At 61.8% G+C, this 17,981-nt stretch carries 12 protein-coding genes; all 12 read left to right on the top strand.

What is annotated here, in order from left to right; genetic code table 11:
• Position 1 precedes the first annotated feature (1 nt).
• The 12 genes from rplA (at position 2) to fusA (ending at position 17,873) form a co-directional block, all read left to right on the top strand.
• Positions 2 to 700, top strand: coding sequence for a 50S ribosomal protein L1 (rplA, locus tag EP237_RS10870; RefSeq protein ID WP_127560928.1), 699 nt, complete (start codon positions 2 to 4; stop codon positions 698 to 700).
• Between the two features lie 271 nt (positions 701 to 971).
• On the top strand, positions 972 to 1,490 hold the full coding sequence (gene rplJ, locus EP237_RS10865; RefSeq protein ID WP_127560927.1) for a 50S ribosomal protein L10: 519 nt from the start codon (positions 972 to 974) through the stop codon (positions 1,488 to 1,490).
• Between the two features lie 73 nt (positions 1,491 to 1,563).
• Positions 1,564 to 1,944, top strand: coding sequence for a 50S ribosomal protein L7/L12 (gene rplL / locus EP237_RS10860; protein WP_071691215.1), 381 nt, complete (start codon positions 1,564 to 1,566; stop codon positions 1,942 to 1,944).
• A 253-nt stretch (positions 1,945 to 2,197) separates the two neighbouring features.
• A complete protein-coding gene (gene rpoB, locus EP237_RS10855; protein WP_127560926.1) occupies positions 2,198 to 6,331 on the top strand; it encodes a DNA-directed RNA polymerase subunit beta in 4,134 nt (1,377 codons plus the stop codon).
• A gap of 91 nt (positions 6,332 to 6,422) precedes the next feature.
• Entirely contained in the window at positions 6,423 to 10,652 is a 4,230-nt protein-coding gene (gene rpoC / locus EP237_RS10850; protein ID WP_127560925.1) for a DNA-directed RNA polymerase subunit beta', read from the top strand.
• A 115-nt stretch (positions 10,653 to 10,767) separates the two neighbouring features.
• Positions 10,768 to 11,931, top strand: a complete 1,164-nt coding sequence (locus EP237_RS10845; RefSeq protein WP_127560924.1) for a winged helix-turn-helix domain-containing protein — start codon at positions 10,768 to 10,770, stop codon at positions 11,929 to 11,931.
• A gap of 72 nt (positions 11,932 to 12,003) precedes the next feature.
• On the top strand, positions 12,004 to 12,864 hold the full coding sequence (locus EP237_RS10840; protein ID WP_127560923.1) for a glycosyltransferase: 861 nt from the start codon (positions 12,004 to 12,006) through the stop codon (positions 12,862 to 12,864).
• On the top strand, positions 12,861 to 13,742 hold the full coding sequence (locus EP237_RS10835; RefSeq protein ID WP_127560922.1) for a DMT family transporter: 882 nt from the start codon (positions 12,861 to 12,863) through the stop codon (positions 13,740 to 13,742). The genes EP237_RS10840 and EP237_RS10835 overlap by 4 nt, the downstream gene beginning before the upstream one ends.
• The gene (locus tag EP237_RS10830; protein WP_127560921.1) at positions 13,735 to 14,571 is read left to right on the top strand and encodes a glycosyltransferase; all 837 of its coding nucleotides are present in this window, start codon (positions 13,735 to 13,737) and stop codon (positions 14,569 to 14,571) included. The genes EP237_RS10835 and EP237_RS10830 overlap by 8 nt, the downstream gene beginning before the upstream one ends.
• A 266-nt stretch (positions 14,572 to 14,837) precedes the next feature.
• Complete coding sequence (gene rpsL, locus EP237_RS10825) at positions 14,838 to 15,209, top strand: 30S ribosomal protein S12 (RefSeq protein ID WP_071673925.1); 372 nt, start codon at positions 14,838 to 14,840, stop codon at positions 15,207 to 15,209.
• Positions 15,210 to 15,221: 12 nt separating this feature from the next.
• A complete protein-coding gene (gene rpsG / locus EP237_RS10820; RefSeq protein ID WP_127560920.1) occupies positions 15,222 to 15,692 on the top strand; it encodes a 30S ribosomal protein S7 in 471 nt (156 codons plus the stop codon).
• A gap of 63 nt (positions 15,693 to 15,755) precedes the next feature.
• The gene (gene fusA, locus EP237_RS10815; protein ID WP_127560919.1) at positions 15,756 to 17,873 is read left to right on the top strand and encodes an elongation factor G; all 2,118 of its coding nucleotides are present in this window, start codon (positions 15,756 to 15,758) and stop codon (positions 17,871 to 17,873) included.
• Positions 17,874 to 17,981 lie beyond the last annotated feature (108 nt).

The raw sequence follows: 17,981 nt of genomic DNA, 5'->3' as shown, positions 1-17,981 counted from the left end.
CATGGCAAAGCTCGGTAAACGTACCCGCGCCGCCCGCGAAGCATTCGCCGGCAAGGAAGATATCACCGTCGAGGACGCTGTTGCGCTGATCAAGGCCAACGCCAACGCCAAGTTCGACGAATCCGTCGAGATCGCGATGAACCTGGGCGTCGACCCGCGCCACGCCGACCAGATGGTCCGCGGCACGGTCACCCTGCCCAATGGCACCGGCAAATCCGTCCGCGTCGCCGTCTTCGCCCGTGGCGCCAAGGCTGAAGAAGCCCTGGCCGCAGGCGCGGACATCGTCGGCGCAGAGGATCTGATGGAAACCGTTCAGGGCGGCACCATCGAATTCGAACGCTGCATCGCCACCCCCGACATGATGCCGATCGTCGGCCGTCTGGGTAAGGTGCTCGGCCCCCGGAACCTGATGCCGAATCCCAAGGTCGGCACCGTGACCATGGACGTTGCCGAAGCCGTGAAAGCGGCCAAGGGCGGCCAGGTGCAGTTCCGCGCCGAGAAGGCCGGTGTCGTGCATGCCGGTGTGGGCAAGGTGTCGTTCAACGCCGACCAGCTGGCCGAAAACATCCGCGCCTTCGTGGACGCGGTGTCCAAGGCCAAGCCGACCGGTGCCAAGGGCGCCTATATGAAGCGCGTGTCGCTCAGCTCGACCATGGGCCCGGGCGTGTCCGTGTCCGTCGATAGCGCGACCGGCAACTGATCCACAGGTGGGCAGAACTGCCCACCCTACGAATTTTGCGCCGGTTCGCCGGTGTGAATGGCGGGGCCGCCAAGGTGGCCTCGTCCTGTCCGAGACGGAGGGTGGGGTGAAAGCCCGGTAATTCCTTCCTGAGATGGGAAGCGAGACTAGGAATTTCCGAAGGTTTCCTTCGGGCGATCTGATGGCTCGGGACCCTGACTTGGACCCGAAGAGGTTGGGGAAACCCAGCCAAACTTGAGCCGGGGGGAGACCCCCAAATTGGAGTGAAACTGTGGATAGAGCCCAGAAAGAGAAAGTGGTCGAGGAACTCGGCCAGATCTTCGAAAGCTCTGGCGTCGTCGTAGTGTCCCACTACGAGGGCCTCACGGTTGCCGAGATGCAGGACCTGCGCGCGCAAATGCGTGAAGCGGGTGGGTCCGTTCGTGTCGCCAAGAACAGGCTCGCCAAGATCGCCCTCGATGGGAAGTCGTGCGCAGGCATTGCTGACCTGATGACGGGCATGACCGTGCTCTCCTTCTCCGAGGACCCCGTGGCAGCAGCCAAGGTGGCCGAGGAGTATGCCAAGAAGAATGACAAGTTCGTCATTCTTGGCGGTGCAATGGGCGACACGATCCTGGACCGCGACGGTGTCAAAGCCGTGTCTTCCATGCCGTCCCGCGAGGAGCTTATTGCCTCCATCGTTGGCTGCATCGGGGCACCTGCTTCGAACATCGCCGGGGCCATTGGCGCACCTGCTTCGAACATCGCGAGCATCCTTTCGACCATCGAAGAGAAGGCCGAAGCCGCGTAAGCAACCTGAGACCCGTCGTAGGGGCATAATGCTCTCGACGTTGGAACACATACCTAGATACGGAACCTGAAAAATGGCTGATCTGAAAGCACTTGCTGAAAGCATCGTCAACCTGACCCTGCTGGAAGCCCAAGAACTGAAAACCATCCTCAAGGACGAGTATGGCATCGAGCCCGCCGCTGGCGGCGCTGTGATGATGGCCGGTCCTGCTGGCGGCGGCGAAGCTGCTGCTGCTGAAGAGCAGACCGAGTTTGACGTGATCCTGAAGTCCGCTGGCGACAAGAAGATCAACGTCATCAAAGAAGTCCGCGGCATCACCGGCCTGGGCCTCAAAGAAGCAAAAGAGCTGGTCGAAGCTGGCGGCAAAGCCGTCAAGGAGCAGGTCTCCAAAGCCGAAGCCGAAGACATCAAGGCCAAGCTGGAAGCAGCTGGCGCCGAAGTCGAGCTCAAGTAATCTGCGCCCGACCTTTTGTGTCGGGACGTTGGAAAAAGCGGCTGGATCCGGGGATTTCCCGGGTCCAGCCAGCCTCGTCTTGGCGAGGGCCCGCATGTGACGGACCTTCCCCAAGACGCGGTTCACAGGATCGGGAGCCCGCCGGTGGGACGGCAGGCATGAATTGATCCGAACCCGTCTGGTTTCAGTGCGACGCATGGCCGGTGCCCCGACGGCCCGTGCGAGCGCGAAGAAACGAAAGGTGTCCGAGAGCATGGCTCAGACCTACGCAGGCCAGAAACGAATCCGCAAATTTTACGGCAAAATCCGCGAAGTGCTGGAAATGCCGAACCTGATCGAGGTGCAGAAGTCGTCCTACGACCTCTTCCTCAAGTCCGGCGATCAGGAACAGCCCGCCGATGGCGAAGGCATCAAGGGCGTGTTCCAGTCGGTCTTCCCGATCAAGGATTTCAACGAAACCGCGATTCTCGAATTCGTCAAATACGAGCTGGAAAGCCCGAAATACGACGTCGAGGAATGCCAGCAGCGCGACATGACCTACAGCGCGCCGCTGAAGGTGACCCTGCGTCTGATCGTGTTCGATGTGGACGAGGATACCGGTGCCAAGTCGGTCAAGGACATCAAGGAACAGGATGTGTTCATGGGCGACATGCCCCTGATGACGCATAACGGTACCTTCATCGTCAACGGCACCGAGCGGGTCATCGTTTCCCAGATGCACCGTTCGCCCGGCGTGTTCTTCGACCATGACAAGGGCAAGACCCACAGCAGCGGCAAGCTGCTCTTTGCCTGCCGCATCATTCCCTATCGCGGGTCCTGGCTCGATTTCGAATTCGACGCCAAGGACATCGTCCATGCCCGTATCGACCGTCGCCGCAAGCTGCCGGTGACGACGCTGCTCTATGCGCTTGGCCTGGACCAGGAAGGCATCATGGATGCCTATTACAAAACGGTCACCTTCAAGCTGGAGAAGAACAAGGGTTGGGCAACCCAGTTCTTCCCCGAGCGTGTGCGCGGCACCCGTCCCACCCATGACCTCGTGGACGCCGCCACCGGAGAAGTGATTGCCGAAGCGGGCAAGAAAGTGACCCCGCGCGCGGTCAAGAAGCTGATCGAAGAGGGCAATGTCACCGAACTGCTGGTGCCGTTCGAGCAGATCGTCGGCCGCTATGTCGCCAAGGACATCATCAACGAGGAAACCGGCGCGATCTATGTCGAAGCCGGGGATGAACTGACCTGGGAACTGGATAAGGACGGCGAAGTGACCGGCGGCAGCCTGAAGGATCTGCTGGACGCGGGCTTTACCGAGATTCCGGTTCTGGACATCGACAACATCAATGTCGGCCCCTACATCCGCAACACCATGGCAGTCGACAAGAACATGGGCCGCGACACGGCGCTGATGGATATCTATCGCGTCATGCGTCCGGGTGAGCCGCCGACCGTCGAGGCCGCGTCGAACCTCTTCGACCAGTTGTTCTTCGACTCCGAGCGCTACGACCTCTCCGCCGTTGGCCGGGTCAAGATGAACATGCGCCTGGCGCTGAATGCGGAAGACACGCAGCGGACCCTGCGCAAGGAAGACATCATCGCCTGCGTCAAGGCGCTGGTGGAACTGCGCGACGGTCTTGGCGACATCGACGATATCGACCATCTCGGCAACCGCCGGGTGCGCTCGGTCGGCGAATTGATGGAAAACCAGTATCGCGTCGGCCTGCTGCGTATGGAGCGCGCCATTAAGGAGCGTATGTCCAGCGTCGAGATCGACACGGTGATGCCGCAGGACCTGATCAACGCGAAACCGGCCGCGGCGTCGGTGCGCGAATTCTTCGGCTCTTCGCAGCTCAGCCAGTTCATGGACCAGACCAACCCGCTGTCCGAAGTGACCCACAAGCGTCGCCTTTCGGCGCTTGGGCCGGGCGGTCTGACCCGCGAACGCGCGGGCTTCGAGGTGCGCGACGTGCACCCGACCCACTATGGCCGGATGTGCCCGATTGAAACGCCGGAAGGTCCGAACATCGGCCTGATCAACTCGCTGGCAACCTACGCCCGCGTGAACAAGTACGGCTTCATTGAAACCCCCTACCGCAAGGTGGTGGACAGCCAGGTGACCGACGAGGTCAACTACATGTCCGCGACCGAGGAAATGCGTCACACCGTGGCCCAGGCGAACGCGACGCTGGATGAAAGCGGCAAGTTCATCAACGACCTCGTGAACACCCGCAAATCGGGCGAATACACGATGAGCCCGCGTGAAAACGTGGACCTGATCGACGTGTCGCCCAAGCAGCTGGTGTCGGTCGCGGCCTCGCTGATTCCGTTCCTTGAAAACGACGACGCCAACCGCGCCCTGATGGGCTCGAACATGCAGCGTCAGGCGGTGCCGCTTCTGCAGGCTGATGCGCCCTTCGTGGGCACCGGGATTGAAAGCAAAGTGGCCATCGACTCCGGCGCGGCCATCCAGGCCAAGCGCGGCGGCGTGATCGACCAGGTGGACGCCACCCGGATCGTGGTGCGCGCCACCGAGGATCTGGAACTGGGCGATGCGGGCGTGGATATCTACCGCCTCCGCAAGTTCCAGCGGTCGAACCAGAACACCTGCATCAACCAGCGTCCGCTGGTGAAGGTGGGTGACAGCGTGTCGAAGGGTGAAGTGATCGCCGACGGTCCGTCCACCGACATGGGGGAACTGGCGCTTGGCAAGAACGTCGTCGTCGCCTTCATGCCGTGGAACGGCTACAACTACGAAGACTCGATCCTGATCTCCGAACGGATCGCGCGCGATGACGTCTTTACTTCGATTCATATCGAGGAATTCGAGGTCGCCGCCCGTGACACCAAGCTGGGGCCGGAAGAGATCACCCGCGACATCCCGAACGTCGGTGAAGAAGCGCTGCGCAACCTCGACGAGGCAGGCATCGTTTACATCGGCGCAGAGGTCGGACCGGGCGATATCCTTGTCGGTAAGATCACGCCGAAGGGCGAAAGCCCGATGACGCCGGAAGAAAAGCTTCTGCGCGCCATCTTCGGTGAAAAAGCCTCGGACGTGCGCGATACCTCGCTGCGCGTGAAGCCCGGTGACTTCGGCACCGTGGTGGAGGTGCGCGTCTTCAACCGTCACGGCGTCGAAAAAGACGAACGTGCGTTGCAGATCGAGCGTGAGGAAGTCGAACGTCTGGCCCGTGACCGGGACGACGAGCTGGTCATCCTGGAACGCAACATCTACGCGCGTCTCAAGTCGATGATCATCGGCAAGACCGCCGTGAAGGGTCCGAAAGGCGTCAAGGCGAACTCCGAGATCACGGACGATCTGCTGGACACGCTCAGCCGTGGCCAGTGGTGGCAGCTTGCCCTCGCGGATGAGCAGGACGCGGCCCAGGTCGAGGCCCTGCACGAGCAGTTCGAAGCGCAGAAACGTGCGCTCGATCACCGCTTCGAGGACAAGGTCGAGAAGGTGCGTCGTGGAGACGACCTGCCGCCGGGTGTGATGAAGATGGTCAAGGTCTTCATCGCCGTGAAGCGCAAGCTTCAGCCGGGCGACAAGATGGCCGGCCGTCACGGCAACAAGGGTGTGATTTCCAAGGTTGTTCCGATGGAAGACATGCCCTTCCTTGGGGACGGTACGCCGGTTGACTTCGTGCTGAACCCGCTTGGCGTTCCCAGCCGGATGAACGTCGGTCAGATCCTTGAAACCCACATGGGTTGGGCCGCGCGCGGTCTGGGCCTGAAGGTGGACGAGGCGCTGCAGGACTACCGCCGCACCGGTGACATGACCCCGGTCCGTGACGCCATGAAAATCGCCTATGGCGACGTCTATGACGAGATCATGTCTGATGCGGGCGAGGACGAGCTGGTCGAGATGGCTGGCAATGTCACCCGTGGCGTTCCGATCGCGACCCCGGTCTTCGACGGTGCGAAAGAGGCTGACGTAAACGACGCGCTGACGCGTGCCGGGTTCGACACCTCGGGCCAGTCCGACCTGTTCGACGGGCGCACCGGCGAGAAGTTCTCGCGTCAGGTGACCGTCGGCGTGAAGTACCTGCTGAAGCTGCACCACCTGGTGGACGACAAGATCCACGCCCGTTCGACCGGGCCGTACTCGCTGGTGACGCAGCAGCCCCTGGGCGGTAAGGCCCAGTTCGGCGGTCAGCGCTTCGGGGAAATGGAGGTCTGGGCTCTTGAGGCTTACGGCGCCGCCTACACCCTGCAGGAAATGCTGACGGTGAAGTCGGATGACGTGGCAGGCCGGACCAAGGTCTACGAGTCGATCGTCAAGGGTGAGGACAATTTCGAGGCCGGCGTGCCGGAATCGTTCAACGTTCTCGTCAAGGAAGTGCGGGGCCTCGGCCTCAACATGGAACTCCTGGATGCTGAGGGGGAAGAGTGACGGAAAAAGCGCCTTCGAAGGCGCTTGGAAAGGCGCTTCGAAGCGCCTTCCGCCCCTCTCAACCGATGCACAGCCTGAGAAAGGTTAAGAAATGAACCAGGAACTGACCAACAACCCGTTCAACCCGCTGGCCCCCCAGAAGGTGTTCGACGAAATCAAGGTCTCGCTGGCCTCTCCGGAACGGATCCTCTCGTGGTCCTTTGGTGAGATCAAGAAGCCCGAGACCATCAACTACCGGACCTTCAAGCCCGAGCGTGACGGCCTCTTCTGTGCCCGCATCTTCGGGCCGGTGAAGGACTATGAATGCCTCTGCGGCAAGTACAAGCGGATGAAGTATCGCGGCGTTGTCTGCGAGAAATGCGGTGTGGAAGTCACGCTGCAGAAGGTCCGCCGCGAACGCATGGGCCATATCGAACTGGCAGCCCCCGTGGCCCATATCTGGTTCCTCAAGTCGCTGCCGTCGCGCATCGGCCTGATGTTGGACATGACCCTGCGCGATCTTGAACGCATCCTCTACTTCGAGAACTACGTGGTGATCGAGCCGGGTCTGACCGACCTGACCTACGGCCAGCTGATGACCGAAGAAGAGTTCATGGATGCGCAGGACGCCTATGGCATGGACGCGTTCCAGGCCAATATCGGCGCCGAAGCCATCCGCGAGATGCTGCAGAACATCGACCTCGAACAGGAAGCCGCGCAGCTGCGCGAGGACCTGAAGGAGGCCACCGGTGAACTGAAGCCCAAGAAGATCATCAAGCGTCTGAAAATCGTCGAGAACTTCCTTGAATCCGGCAACCGCCCGGAATGGATGATCCTGACCGTGATCCCGGTCATTCCGCCGGAACTGCGCCCGCTGGTGCCGCTGGATGGTGGCCGGTTCGCGACCTCCGACCTCAACGACCTCTATCGTCGCGTTATCAACCGGAACAACCGTCTGAAGCGTCTGATTGAGCTGCGCGCGCCTGACATCATCATCCGCAACGAAAAGCGGATGCTGCAGGAGTCGGTCGATGCGCTGTTCGACAACGGCCGTCGTGGCCGCGTCATCACCGGGGCCAACAAGCGCCCGCTGAAATCGCTGTCCGACATGCTGAAAGGCAAGCAGGGCCGCTTCCGTCAGAACCTTCTGGGCAAGCGGGTCGACTTCTCGGGCCGATCCGTCATCGTGACCGGGCCGGAACTGAAACTGCACCAGTGCGGTTTGCCGAAGAAGATGGCGCTGGAACTCTTCAAGCCCTTCATCTACTCGCGGCTGGAGGCCAAGGGCCTGTCCAGCACCGTGAAGCAGGCGAAGAAGCTGGTCGAGAAAGAGCGCCCCGAGGTGTGGGATATCCTCGATGAGGTGATCCGCGAACACCCCGTGCTGCTGAACCGTGCGCCGACGCTGCACCGTCTTGGCATCCAGGCGTTCGAGCCGGTCCTGATCGAAGGCAAGGCAATCCAGCTGCACCCGCTGGTCTGCTCGGCCTTCAACGCCGACTTCGACGGCGACCAGATGGCTGTGCACGTTCCGCTTTCGCTGGAAGCCCAGTTGGAAGCGCGCGTTCTGATGATGTCGACGAACAACGTTCTGTCGCCCGCCAACGGCGCGCCGATCATCGTTCCCTCGCAGGACATGGTTCTGGGGCTCTACTACCTGACGCTGCAGCGTGAGGGCATGAAGGGCGAAGGCATGGTGTTCTCGGATATCGACGAGGTTCAGCACGCGCTGGACGCCGGCGAGGTGCATCTGCACGCCAAGATCACCGCGCGGATCAAGCAGATCGACGAGGAAGGCAACGAGGTTCTCAAGCGTTACGAGACCACCCCGGGCCGTCTGAAGCTCGGTTCGCTTCTGCCGCTGAACACCAAGGCCCCGTTCGAGCTGGTGAACCGCCTGCTCAAGAAGGGTGAAGTCCAGCAGGTCATCGACACCGTCTACCGCTATTGCGGCCAGAAGGAATCGGTCATCTTCTGTGACCAGATCATGGGCATGGGCTTCCGCGAGGCGTTCAAGGCGGGCATCTCGTTCGGCAAGGACGACATGGTCATTCCCGATACCAAGTGGGAAATCGTCGACGACGTGCGCGAGCAGGTCAAAGGCTTTGAACAGCAGTACATGGACGGCCTGATCACTCAGGGCGAAAAGTACAACAAGGTCATCGACGCCTGGTCGAAGTGTAACGATCAGGTCACCGCGGCCATGATGGATACGATTTCGGCCATTCGCTACGACGAGAACGGCGCAGAAATGGAACCGAATTCGGTTTACATGATGGCCCACTCCAAGGCGCGTGGCTCGGTCACCCAGATGAAGCAGCTTGGCGGTATGCGCGGCCTGATGGCCAAACCGTCGGGTGAGATCATCGAGACGCCGATCATCTCGAACTTCAAGGAAGGCCTGACCGTGTTGGAGTACTTCAACTCCACCCACGGTGCCCGTAAGGGTCTGTCGGATACCGCTCTGAAGACGGCGAACTCGGGCTACCTGACCCGCCGTCTGGTCGACGTGGCGCAGGACTGCATCGTCCGTCTGGTCGATTGTGGCACCTCGAACACGATCACCGCCGAAGCGGCGACCCGTGATGGCGAGGTCGTGTCCTCTCTGGCGGAACGTATCCTGGGCCGGACCTCGGGCGAGGACGTCTTTGTCCCCGGCACCGACGAGGTGATCGTGGCCGAAGGCGAGCTGATCGACGAACGCAAGGCCGAGGCTATCGACAGCTCCGGTGTTGCCTCGATGCGCATCCGCTCGCCCCTGACCTGTGAGGCCGAAGAGGGCGTCTGCGCCACCTGCTACGGTCGTGACCTTGCCCGCGGGACGCGGGTGAACACGGGCGAAGCCGTGGGCATCATCGCGGCGCAGTCGATCGGTGAACCGGGTACGCAGCTGACGATGCGGACCTTCCACATCGGCGGCGTTGCACAGGGTGGCCAGCAATCCTTCCAGGAAGCAGGCCAGGCCGGCAAGATCGAGTTCCGCAATGCCAACCTGCTGACCAACTCGGCAGGCGAGCAGATCGTGATGGGCCGCAACATGCAGATCGTCATCGTCGACGATCAGGGTGCGGATCGGGCCAGCTACAAGCCGGGCTATGGTGCCAAGATCCACGTCGAGGAAGGCTCCGCCGTCGAGCGCGGTCAGCGCATGTTCGAATGGGATCCCTACACCCTGCCGATCATCGCGGAAAAGGCGGGTACCGTGAAGTTCGTCGATCTCGTCAGCGGCATCGCCGTGCGCGAGGACACTGACGATGCGACCGGCATGACCCAGAAGATCGTGATGGACTGGCGGACCGCGCCCAAGGGCAACGAGCTGAAGCCGGAAATCCTGATCGCGGATGCAGATGGCGAACCGGTCCGCAACGAAGCGGGTAACCCGGTGACCTATCCGATGTCCGTGGATGCCATTCTGTCGGTCGAAGACGGCCAGCAGGTTGCAGCCGGTGAGGTTGTAGCACGTATCCCGCGTGAAGGCGCGAAGACGAAGGACATCACCGGTGGTCTGCCGCGTGTGGCCGAACTCTTCGAGGCACGCCGTCCGAAGGATCACGCCATCATCGCGGAAAAAGATGGCTACGTGAAATTCGGTCGCGACTTCAAGAACAAGCGCCGGATCTCGATCGTGCCCGCCGACGATACCCAGGAACCCGTGGAATACATGGTGCCCAAGGGCAAGCACATCCCCGTTGCCGAGGGCGATTTCGTCCAGAAGGGCGACTACATCATGGATGGCAACCCGGCACCGCATGACATTCTGCGGATCATGGGGATCGAGGCTTTGGCCGATTACCTCATCGACGAGGTGCAGGACGTCTATCGCCTGCAGGGTGTGAAGATCAACGACAAGCACATCGAGGTGATCGTTCGCCAGATGCTGCAGAAGTGGGAGATCCTCGACTCTGGTGAAACCACGCTGCTGAAAGGCGAAAACGTGGACAAGGCGGAGTTCGACGAGGCCAACGAGAAGGCGATTGCCAAGGGTGGACGCCCGGCACAGGGCGAGCCGATCCTTCTGGGGATCACCAAGGCCTCGCTGCAGACCCGGTCCTTCATCTCGGCGGCGTCCTTCCAGGAAACCACCCGCGTGCTGACCGAAGCCTCGGTTCAGGGCAAGCGTGACAAGCTGGTCGGCCTGAAAGAGAACGTCATCGTGGGCCGTCTGATCCCGGCGGGTACCGGTGGTGCTACGCAGCAGGTCCGCAAGATCGCGCAGGAGCGTGACAATGTGGTGATCGAAGAGGCCCGTGCCGAGGCAGAAGCCGCCGCCGCACTGGCTGCCCCCGTCGAAGCCCCGGCAGAGGCGGATATCTTTGCAGCTCCGGCGCCTGAAGACGAATAAGGCGTTCGATTGCCTGAAAAGATGATGATCCCCCGCCGGTCCGCTGGCGGGGGTTTTTCTTTGGGCTGGCCGCCCCTAGGGTGGACCACGGATCAGATCACCCCGGGGCGGATCATTGGCTGAGCTCAAGATCGACAACCGCAGCGCAAGACGGCTCTGGCTGCACTCTCAGGGCTTGGGGACGACCCCCACCGGTCCACTTGATCTGGCCGCGATGATCCACGCGCTTGGCTTCGTGCAACTTGATACGATCCAAGTCGTGTCCCGCGCCCATCACCATATTCTCTGGAGCCGAAATCAGAATTACCGCGAACCGATGCTGGACCGGTTGCTGGCCCGGGATCGCGCGGTGTTCGAGCATTTTACCCATGATGCCAGCGTTCTGCCGATGGAGTTCCTGCCCATGTGGCGGCGGCAGTTCGACCGGATGCGGGCCTATTACGACCGCGCAGGCTGGGTCAAAGGCTTGCCCGACGCGGATGAACGGCAGAAGATCAAGGATCGGATCGCCCGCGAGGGCGCGCTTTCCACCCATGATTTCGACACCAGGATCGAGGGCGAACGGCAGATGTGGCACCGCCCGCCGCACAAGCTGGCGCTGGACTACATGTGGTACGCGGGCGAACTGGCCACCTGCCACCGGGTCAATTTCACCAAGTTCTACGATTTGGCGGAACGGGTCTTCCCGACGCATCTGCGCGAGCAGGAGCTGAGCGAAGGCGCGCAGATCACCTGGCTATGTGCGGCTGCGCTCGACCGGATGAGTTTCGGATCAGCGGGAGAGGTGAAACGTTTCTGGGACGCCGTCACGTTGCCCGAGGCACGGGCCTGGGCGGAGCGGACGCCGTTGGTTCCCGTGTCGGTTCAGGGTGCCGATGGCAGTTGGGTAAGCGCCGTTGCGCCCCCCGATATCGAGGACCGGCTTGCCAGGCTGACCCCCGCCACAAGCCGCCTGCGCATTCTCAACCCGTTCGACCCGGTGATCCGCGACCGCAACCGCCTGTCGCGGCTGTTCGGTTTTGACTACAGGGTGGAAATGTTTGTGCCCGCTGCCAGGCGGGTCTGGGGCTACTACGTCTTTCCGATGCTGGAAGGCGATCGGTTTGTGGGTCGGATCGAGGTGAAGGCCGACCGCAAGGCATCCTGCATGAGTGTTCTCAATCTGTGGGTGGAACCGGGGGTCACATGGACCGGCGCACGCGCTGACAAGCTGGAGGCAGAACTGGCCCGCATGGCCCGGTTCATCGGGGTCGAGAGCGTGCAACGCACAGACCCATGATTGAGGGATTCCCTCGCAGCCGGCTTTGGCCTAGCATTCGACCCATCGGTTTTTGTGTGACAAGGTGGGTGCATGGCCACGGGGTTCGACAATCAGATCGTGGGTGTGTGCCGCTTCTCCTATCTGGGCGCGGGCGGGTTCGAGGCGTCGAAGCTGGACGAAGCTGCGCTTATGGAACTGCTCTACGATCCTGCGCGCATGGCCCGTCGCTTTGCCTTCTTCGAAAAGCTTTGCCTGCCCTCGCTTGCGGCCCAGACTGACCAGGGTTTCCGGCTGGTCGTGCTGATCGGCACCTCGATGCCCATGCGGTTTCGCAAGCGCCTGAAGGGGCTGGCCGATCACTATCCATTCCTGCGAATTTGCGCCATCGAGCCCAATGGCCCGCTGAACGCCACCCGGCGCGCGTTTCGGCGTGGCACCGAACCGGGGGCCGATTACATCACGGGCTTTCGCATAGATGACGACGACGCCGTGGCGGTGGACTATATCGAGAAGACCCGTGCCGTGGCCGACCAGTTGATCAGGCTGGGTTGGGCGGATGAGGAGAACCCTGCGGTCATCGCCTTTCATCGCGGCATATACTGGGATCTCAATGACCGGGAGCAGCCTTTTTATGACTTCCGGGAGATCGGCCCGCTCGGGCTGGCCAGCGCCATGATAACCAAGCCCGATGCCCGGTCGAACATGTTTCGCTGGAACCACCGTCGCGTGGCGGCCCATGCGCGGATGTGGTCTGACCCCTCCGATCTGATGTTCGTGCGCACGCTTCATCAGCACAATGATTCCGGCCGGACGATCCCGCCGGGGGCGGAGCCGCTGGCCAAATGGCAAGGCAAGAAGATCTTGTCGGACCGTTTCGGGCTTGACCCCGAGGAGGTGCTGCCGCTGATGTGGCGGCAGTTTGCTTCTGACAGGGATGATGCCGGGGAATGATCCTTTCTCCCAACCTGAAAGGCGCGCTTCTGATGATGGGAAGCATGGCCGCCTTCACCTTCAATGACGCCTGCATAAAGCTGGTGGCCGAAGATTTGCCACTGTTCCAGATCGTGTTTCTGCGCGGGGTACTGACAACGGTTTTTATCGGGGTGCTGTCCTATGCGCTCGGGCTGCGCAGCCTGGCGATCCCGCGTGGGGATTGGGGCAGGGTGGCAGGCCGCACCGGGGCCGAGATCACCTCGATGGTGGCCTTCCTTGTGGCACTGGTGAACATGCCGCTCGCCAATGTGACGGCGATCCTTGCCGCGCTGCCCCTGACCATCACCCTCGCGGGTGCGCTGTTTCTGGGCGAGCCCGTGGGATGGAAGCGTCTGGCGGCCATTATCGTGGGCTTCACCGGCGTCTTGCTGATCGTCAAGCCGGGGGCCGAGGGGTTCAACGTCTATTCCCTCGTTGCGGTTCTGGCGGTCCTGCTGGTCACCGCGCGGGATCTTGTCACGCGACGGCTTTCAGACGGGGTGCCGTCGCTGGCCGTGGCGGTGATCACGGCAGGATCGGTCGGGCTGTTCGGCGGGGTTCTGATGCTGTGGCAAGGGTGGGCGCCGGTCACGGCACGCGAGGCTGGTCTGGTCGGCGGTGCGGCCTTCTTCATCATCGGCGGCTACCTCTTTTCGATCATGGTGATGCGGGTGGGGGAAATCGGTTTCGTTGCGCCCTTCCGCTATACGGCATTGGTCTGGGCGCTGCTTCTGGGCTGGTTCGTCTTCGGCGATTGGCCGCGTCCGCTGACCCTGTTGGGCGCGGCGATCGTGGTGGCGACCGGCATCTTCACGCTCTACCGCGAACGCAGGCTGCGCGAGGCCATGGATGGCTGACGGCGGGGTGCAGGTTCTGGGGTTGTGCCGCTTTTCCTATCCGGCGGCGCTGGAAGGGTTCCAGACCCGGCACGACACGATGGAGGACCGGCGCGCCGCGCTCTATGCGCCGGAACGGTTGGACACGCGGCTTTTCTGGCTCCCACATATCCTGTTGCCCGGCATCCGGGCGCAAACCGGACGGGACTTTACCCTGCTGCTGCTTATGGGCGACGATCTGCCGGACCCATGGCACAGCCGCCTGCGTGCGCTGATTGATCCGGTGCCGCAGATTCGGCCTGTCTATCGCCCGACCGGACCACACCGGCAGGTTTACCGAGACATCCTGCACGCCGCACGCGATCCCAAGGCGCGGGCGGTGGCGGAGTTCCGGCTGGATGACGACGACGCGGTTGCGGTGAACTACGTCACCAATATCCGCCGCAGCTTTGGTCAGCTCAGGGATATCTGGCGGCCAAGGGGGCGGCTGGCGCTGGATCAGGGGAAGGGCGTGGTGGTGGCGGCGACCGGTCCCGATATCACGCTGACGCCGGTCCTGGCCCATTGTTGGGCCCCGGCGCTGACCGTCTATCTGCGCCCTGACGATGACGCCTGCGTCATGGACTTTCCGCATCAACGGGTCTGGCAGCGGATGCCGCTTGTGTCGTTTACAGATCAGGTCATGTTCCTGCGTGGCGCGCACGCGACAAATGACAGCCCGATCACCCTGACCGGAACCCACCCGGCAGAGATTGATCCGGCAGAGCTGCCGGACCTTGTCAAACGGCGCTTTGAGGTGGATATTGAGGCATTCCGGCAAGGTTGGGCCGCGTTGCAGCGCGGTTTCTGACCCATGCGTTGCGCGGCCCTGTCCGGCTGTTGACACCCCATCCGATTCCCCCTATACCGCGCGCCACCTGACCCCTTCGCGTTCATCGCGGCGTGGGTCCGGTATACAGATTTGAGTGGTCATGATCCGGGCCGTTTGTTGTGCCCCGATCCTCTGAGAATTCCACCGCTGTGTCCTCCAGGTAGGGAAGGGGCACATGCGGCCATAGACGTTTTTGTGCAAGCAACTGCGTCTGATGACATGAACGAGCGAAACGGGGAGACCCCATGCCGACGATCCAACAGCTGATCCGCAAACCGCGGCAGCCCAAAGTGAAGCGCTCCAAGTCCCAGCACTTGGAATCCTGCCCTCAGAAGCGTGGTGTCTGCACCCGCGTCTACACCACCACTCCGAAGAAGCCGAACTCGGCCATGCGGAAAGTGGCCAAGGTCCGTCTGACCAATGGCTACGAGGTGATCAGCTACATCCCCGGTGAAAGCCACAACCTTCAGGAACACTCTGTCGTCCTGATCCGTGGCGGCCGTGTAAAAGACCTTCCCGGCGTCCGTTACCACATCCTCCGCGGCGTGCTCGACACCCAGGGTGTCAAGGACCGCCGTCAGCGTCGTTCGAAATACGGCGCCAAGCGCCCCAAGTAAGAGGATCAACAGATGTCTCGTCGCCACGCTGCTGAGAAGCGCCAAGTTCTGCCCGACGCCAAATTCGGCGATACGGTGCTGACCAAGTTCATGAACAACCTGATGATCGACGGCAAGAAGTCGGTCGCAGAACGCATCGTCTACAATGCCTTTGACCGGGTCGAAACCAAGCTCAAGCGCGCCCCTGTCGAAGTCTTCCACGAAGCACTCGACAATATCAAACCTGCTGTCGAAGTTCGTTCCCGCCGCGTCGGTGGTGCCACCTACCAGGTTCCCGTCGAAGTGCGTCCCGAACGTCGCGAAGCGCTCGCCATTCGCTGGCTGATCGCCGCATCGCGCAAGCGGAACGAAAACACCATGGAAGAGCGCCTGGCAGGCGAGCTTGTCGATGCCGTCAATGGACGCGGCACCGCCGTCAAGAAGCGGGAAGACACGCACAAGATGGCAGACGCCAACAAGGCGTTCTCGCACTACCGCTGGTAAGCAATCGCGTCGGGGGAATGATCCCCCGGCGGTTTTCTCTTTTTCGCCAAAGGACCGAAACCAATGGCTCGCGACTATCCGCTCGACCGTTACCGGAACTTCGGGATCATGGCCCACATTGATGCGGGCAAGACCACCTGTTCCGAGCGTATCCTCTACTACACCGGCAAATCCCACAACATCGGTGAGGTGCACGATGGTGCAGCCACCATGGACTGGATGGAGCAGGAGCAGGAACGCGGCATCACCATCACCTCGGCTGCGACCACCACCTTCTGGGAACGCACCGAAGATGGCGCCACCCCTGACACGCCCAAGCACCGGATGAACATCATCGACACCCCCGGCCACGTGGACTTCACCATTGAAGTCGAACGCTCGCTGGCGGTTCTCGACGGTGCGGTTGCCGTTCTCGACGCCAACGCCGGTGTTGAGCCCCAGACCGAAACCGTGTGGCGTCAGGCTGACCGCTACAAGGTTCCGCGCATCGTGTTCGTCAACAAGATGGACAAGATCGGTGCCGATTTCTTCAACTGCGTTCGCATGATCGCAGACCGCACCGGCGCGACCCCGGCCCCGATCCAGATTCCGATCGGTGCCGAGACCGAGCTGGAAGGCATCGTCGACCTCGTGACCATGAAAGAATGGGTCTGGGCCGGTGAAGACCTGGGCGCCTCCTGGGAACAGCGTGAAATCCGCGACTCGCTCAAGGACACCGCCGAAGAATGGCGTGGCAAGCTCATCGAAAACGCCGTCGAAATGGACGACGAAGCGATGATGGAATATCTGGAAGGCAACGAGCCGGACGTTCCGACGCTGCGCAAGCTGATCCGTCAGGGCACCCTGTCGATGTCGTTCATTCCCGTGCTGTGCGGTTCGGCGTTCAAGAACAAGGGCGTTCAGCCCCTGCTCAACGCCGTGGTGGACTACCTTCCCAGCCCGCTGGATGTGGTCGACTACATGGGCTTCAAGCCGGGTGACGAAACCGAAACCCGGAACATCCCGCGTCGTGCCGATGACGACATGGCCTTCTCGGCCCTGGCGTTCAAGATCATGAACGACCCGTTTGTCGGTTCGCTGACCTTCACCCGCGTCTACTCCGGTGTGCTCAACAAGGGTGATACCCTGCTGAACTCCACCAAGGGCAAGAAAGAGCGTGTTGGCCGGATGATGATGATGCATTCGAACAACCGTGAGGAAATCACGGAAGCGTTCGCGGGTGACATCATCGCGCTGGCAGGCCTGAAGGATACCACGACCGGTGACACGCTCTGCGCCGTCAACGATCCGGTGGTTCTGGAAACCATGACCTTCCCCGATCCGGTGATCGAGATCGCGGTCGAGCCGAAAACCAAGGCCGACCAGGAGAAGATGTCCCAGGGTCTGGCCCGTCTGGCCGCCGAAGACCCGTCCTTCCGTGTTGAGACCGACCTCGAGTCCGGTCAGACCATCATGAAGGGCATGGGCGAACTTCACCTCGACATCCTCGTCGACCGCCTGAAGCGGGAATTCAAGGTGGAAGCCAACATCGGTGCGCCGCAGGTGGCCTATCGCGAAACCATCGGCCACGAAGTCGAACATACCTACACCCACAAGAAGCAGTCGGGTGGTTCGGGTCAGTTCGCTGAAGTGAAGCTGATCATCTCGCCGACCGAGCCGGGCGAAGGCTATTCCTTCGAATCCCGCATCGTTGGTGGTGCTGTTCCGAAGGAATACATCCCCGGTGTTGAAAAGGGCATCAAGTCCGTCATGGATAGCGGCCCGCTGGCTGGCTTCCCCGTGATCGACTTCAAGGTGGCCCTGGTCGACGGTAAGTTCCACGACGTGGACTCCAGCGTTCTGGCCTTCGAAATCGCAGCCCGCATGGGCATGCGCGAAGGCATGAAGAAAGCTGGCGCCAAGCTGCTGGAACCGATCATGAAGGTCGAGGTCGTGACGCCCGAGGACTACACCGGTGGCATCATCGGCGACCTCACGTCCCGTCGCGGTCAGGTTCAGGGGCAGGATACCCGTGGCAACGCCATCGCGATCGACGCCTTCGTGCCGCTGGCCAACATGTTCGGCTACATCAACACCCTGCGCTCGATGTCGTCGGGCCGGGCGAACTTCACGATGCAGTTCGATCACTACGAGCCGGTTCCGCAGAACATCTCGGAAGAGATCCAGTCCAAATACGCATAACGGGATGGCGGGGGTGAACCCCGCCCTACCCACCCCCCGTAGGGCGGGGCTTCCCCGTCACCCGACCAGCTAAGGAGGCCATCATGGCAAAGGAAAAGTTTGAGCGCG

The sequence above is a fragment of the Nioella ostreopsis genome, assembly GCF_004000255.1.
Lineage (GTDB): Bacteria > Pseudomonadota > Alphaproteobacteria > Rhodobacterales > Rhodobacteraceae > Nioella > Nioella ostreopsis.
This window is presented reverse-complemented; position numbering and strand designations above follow the sequence as displayed.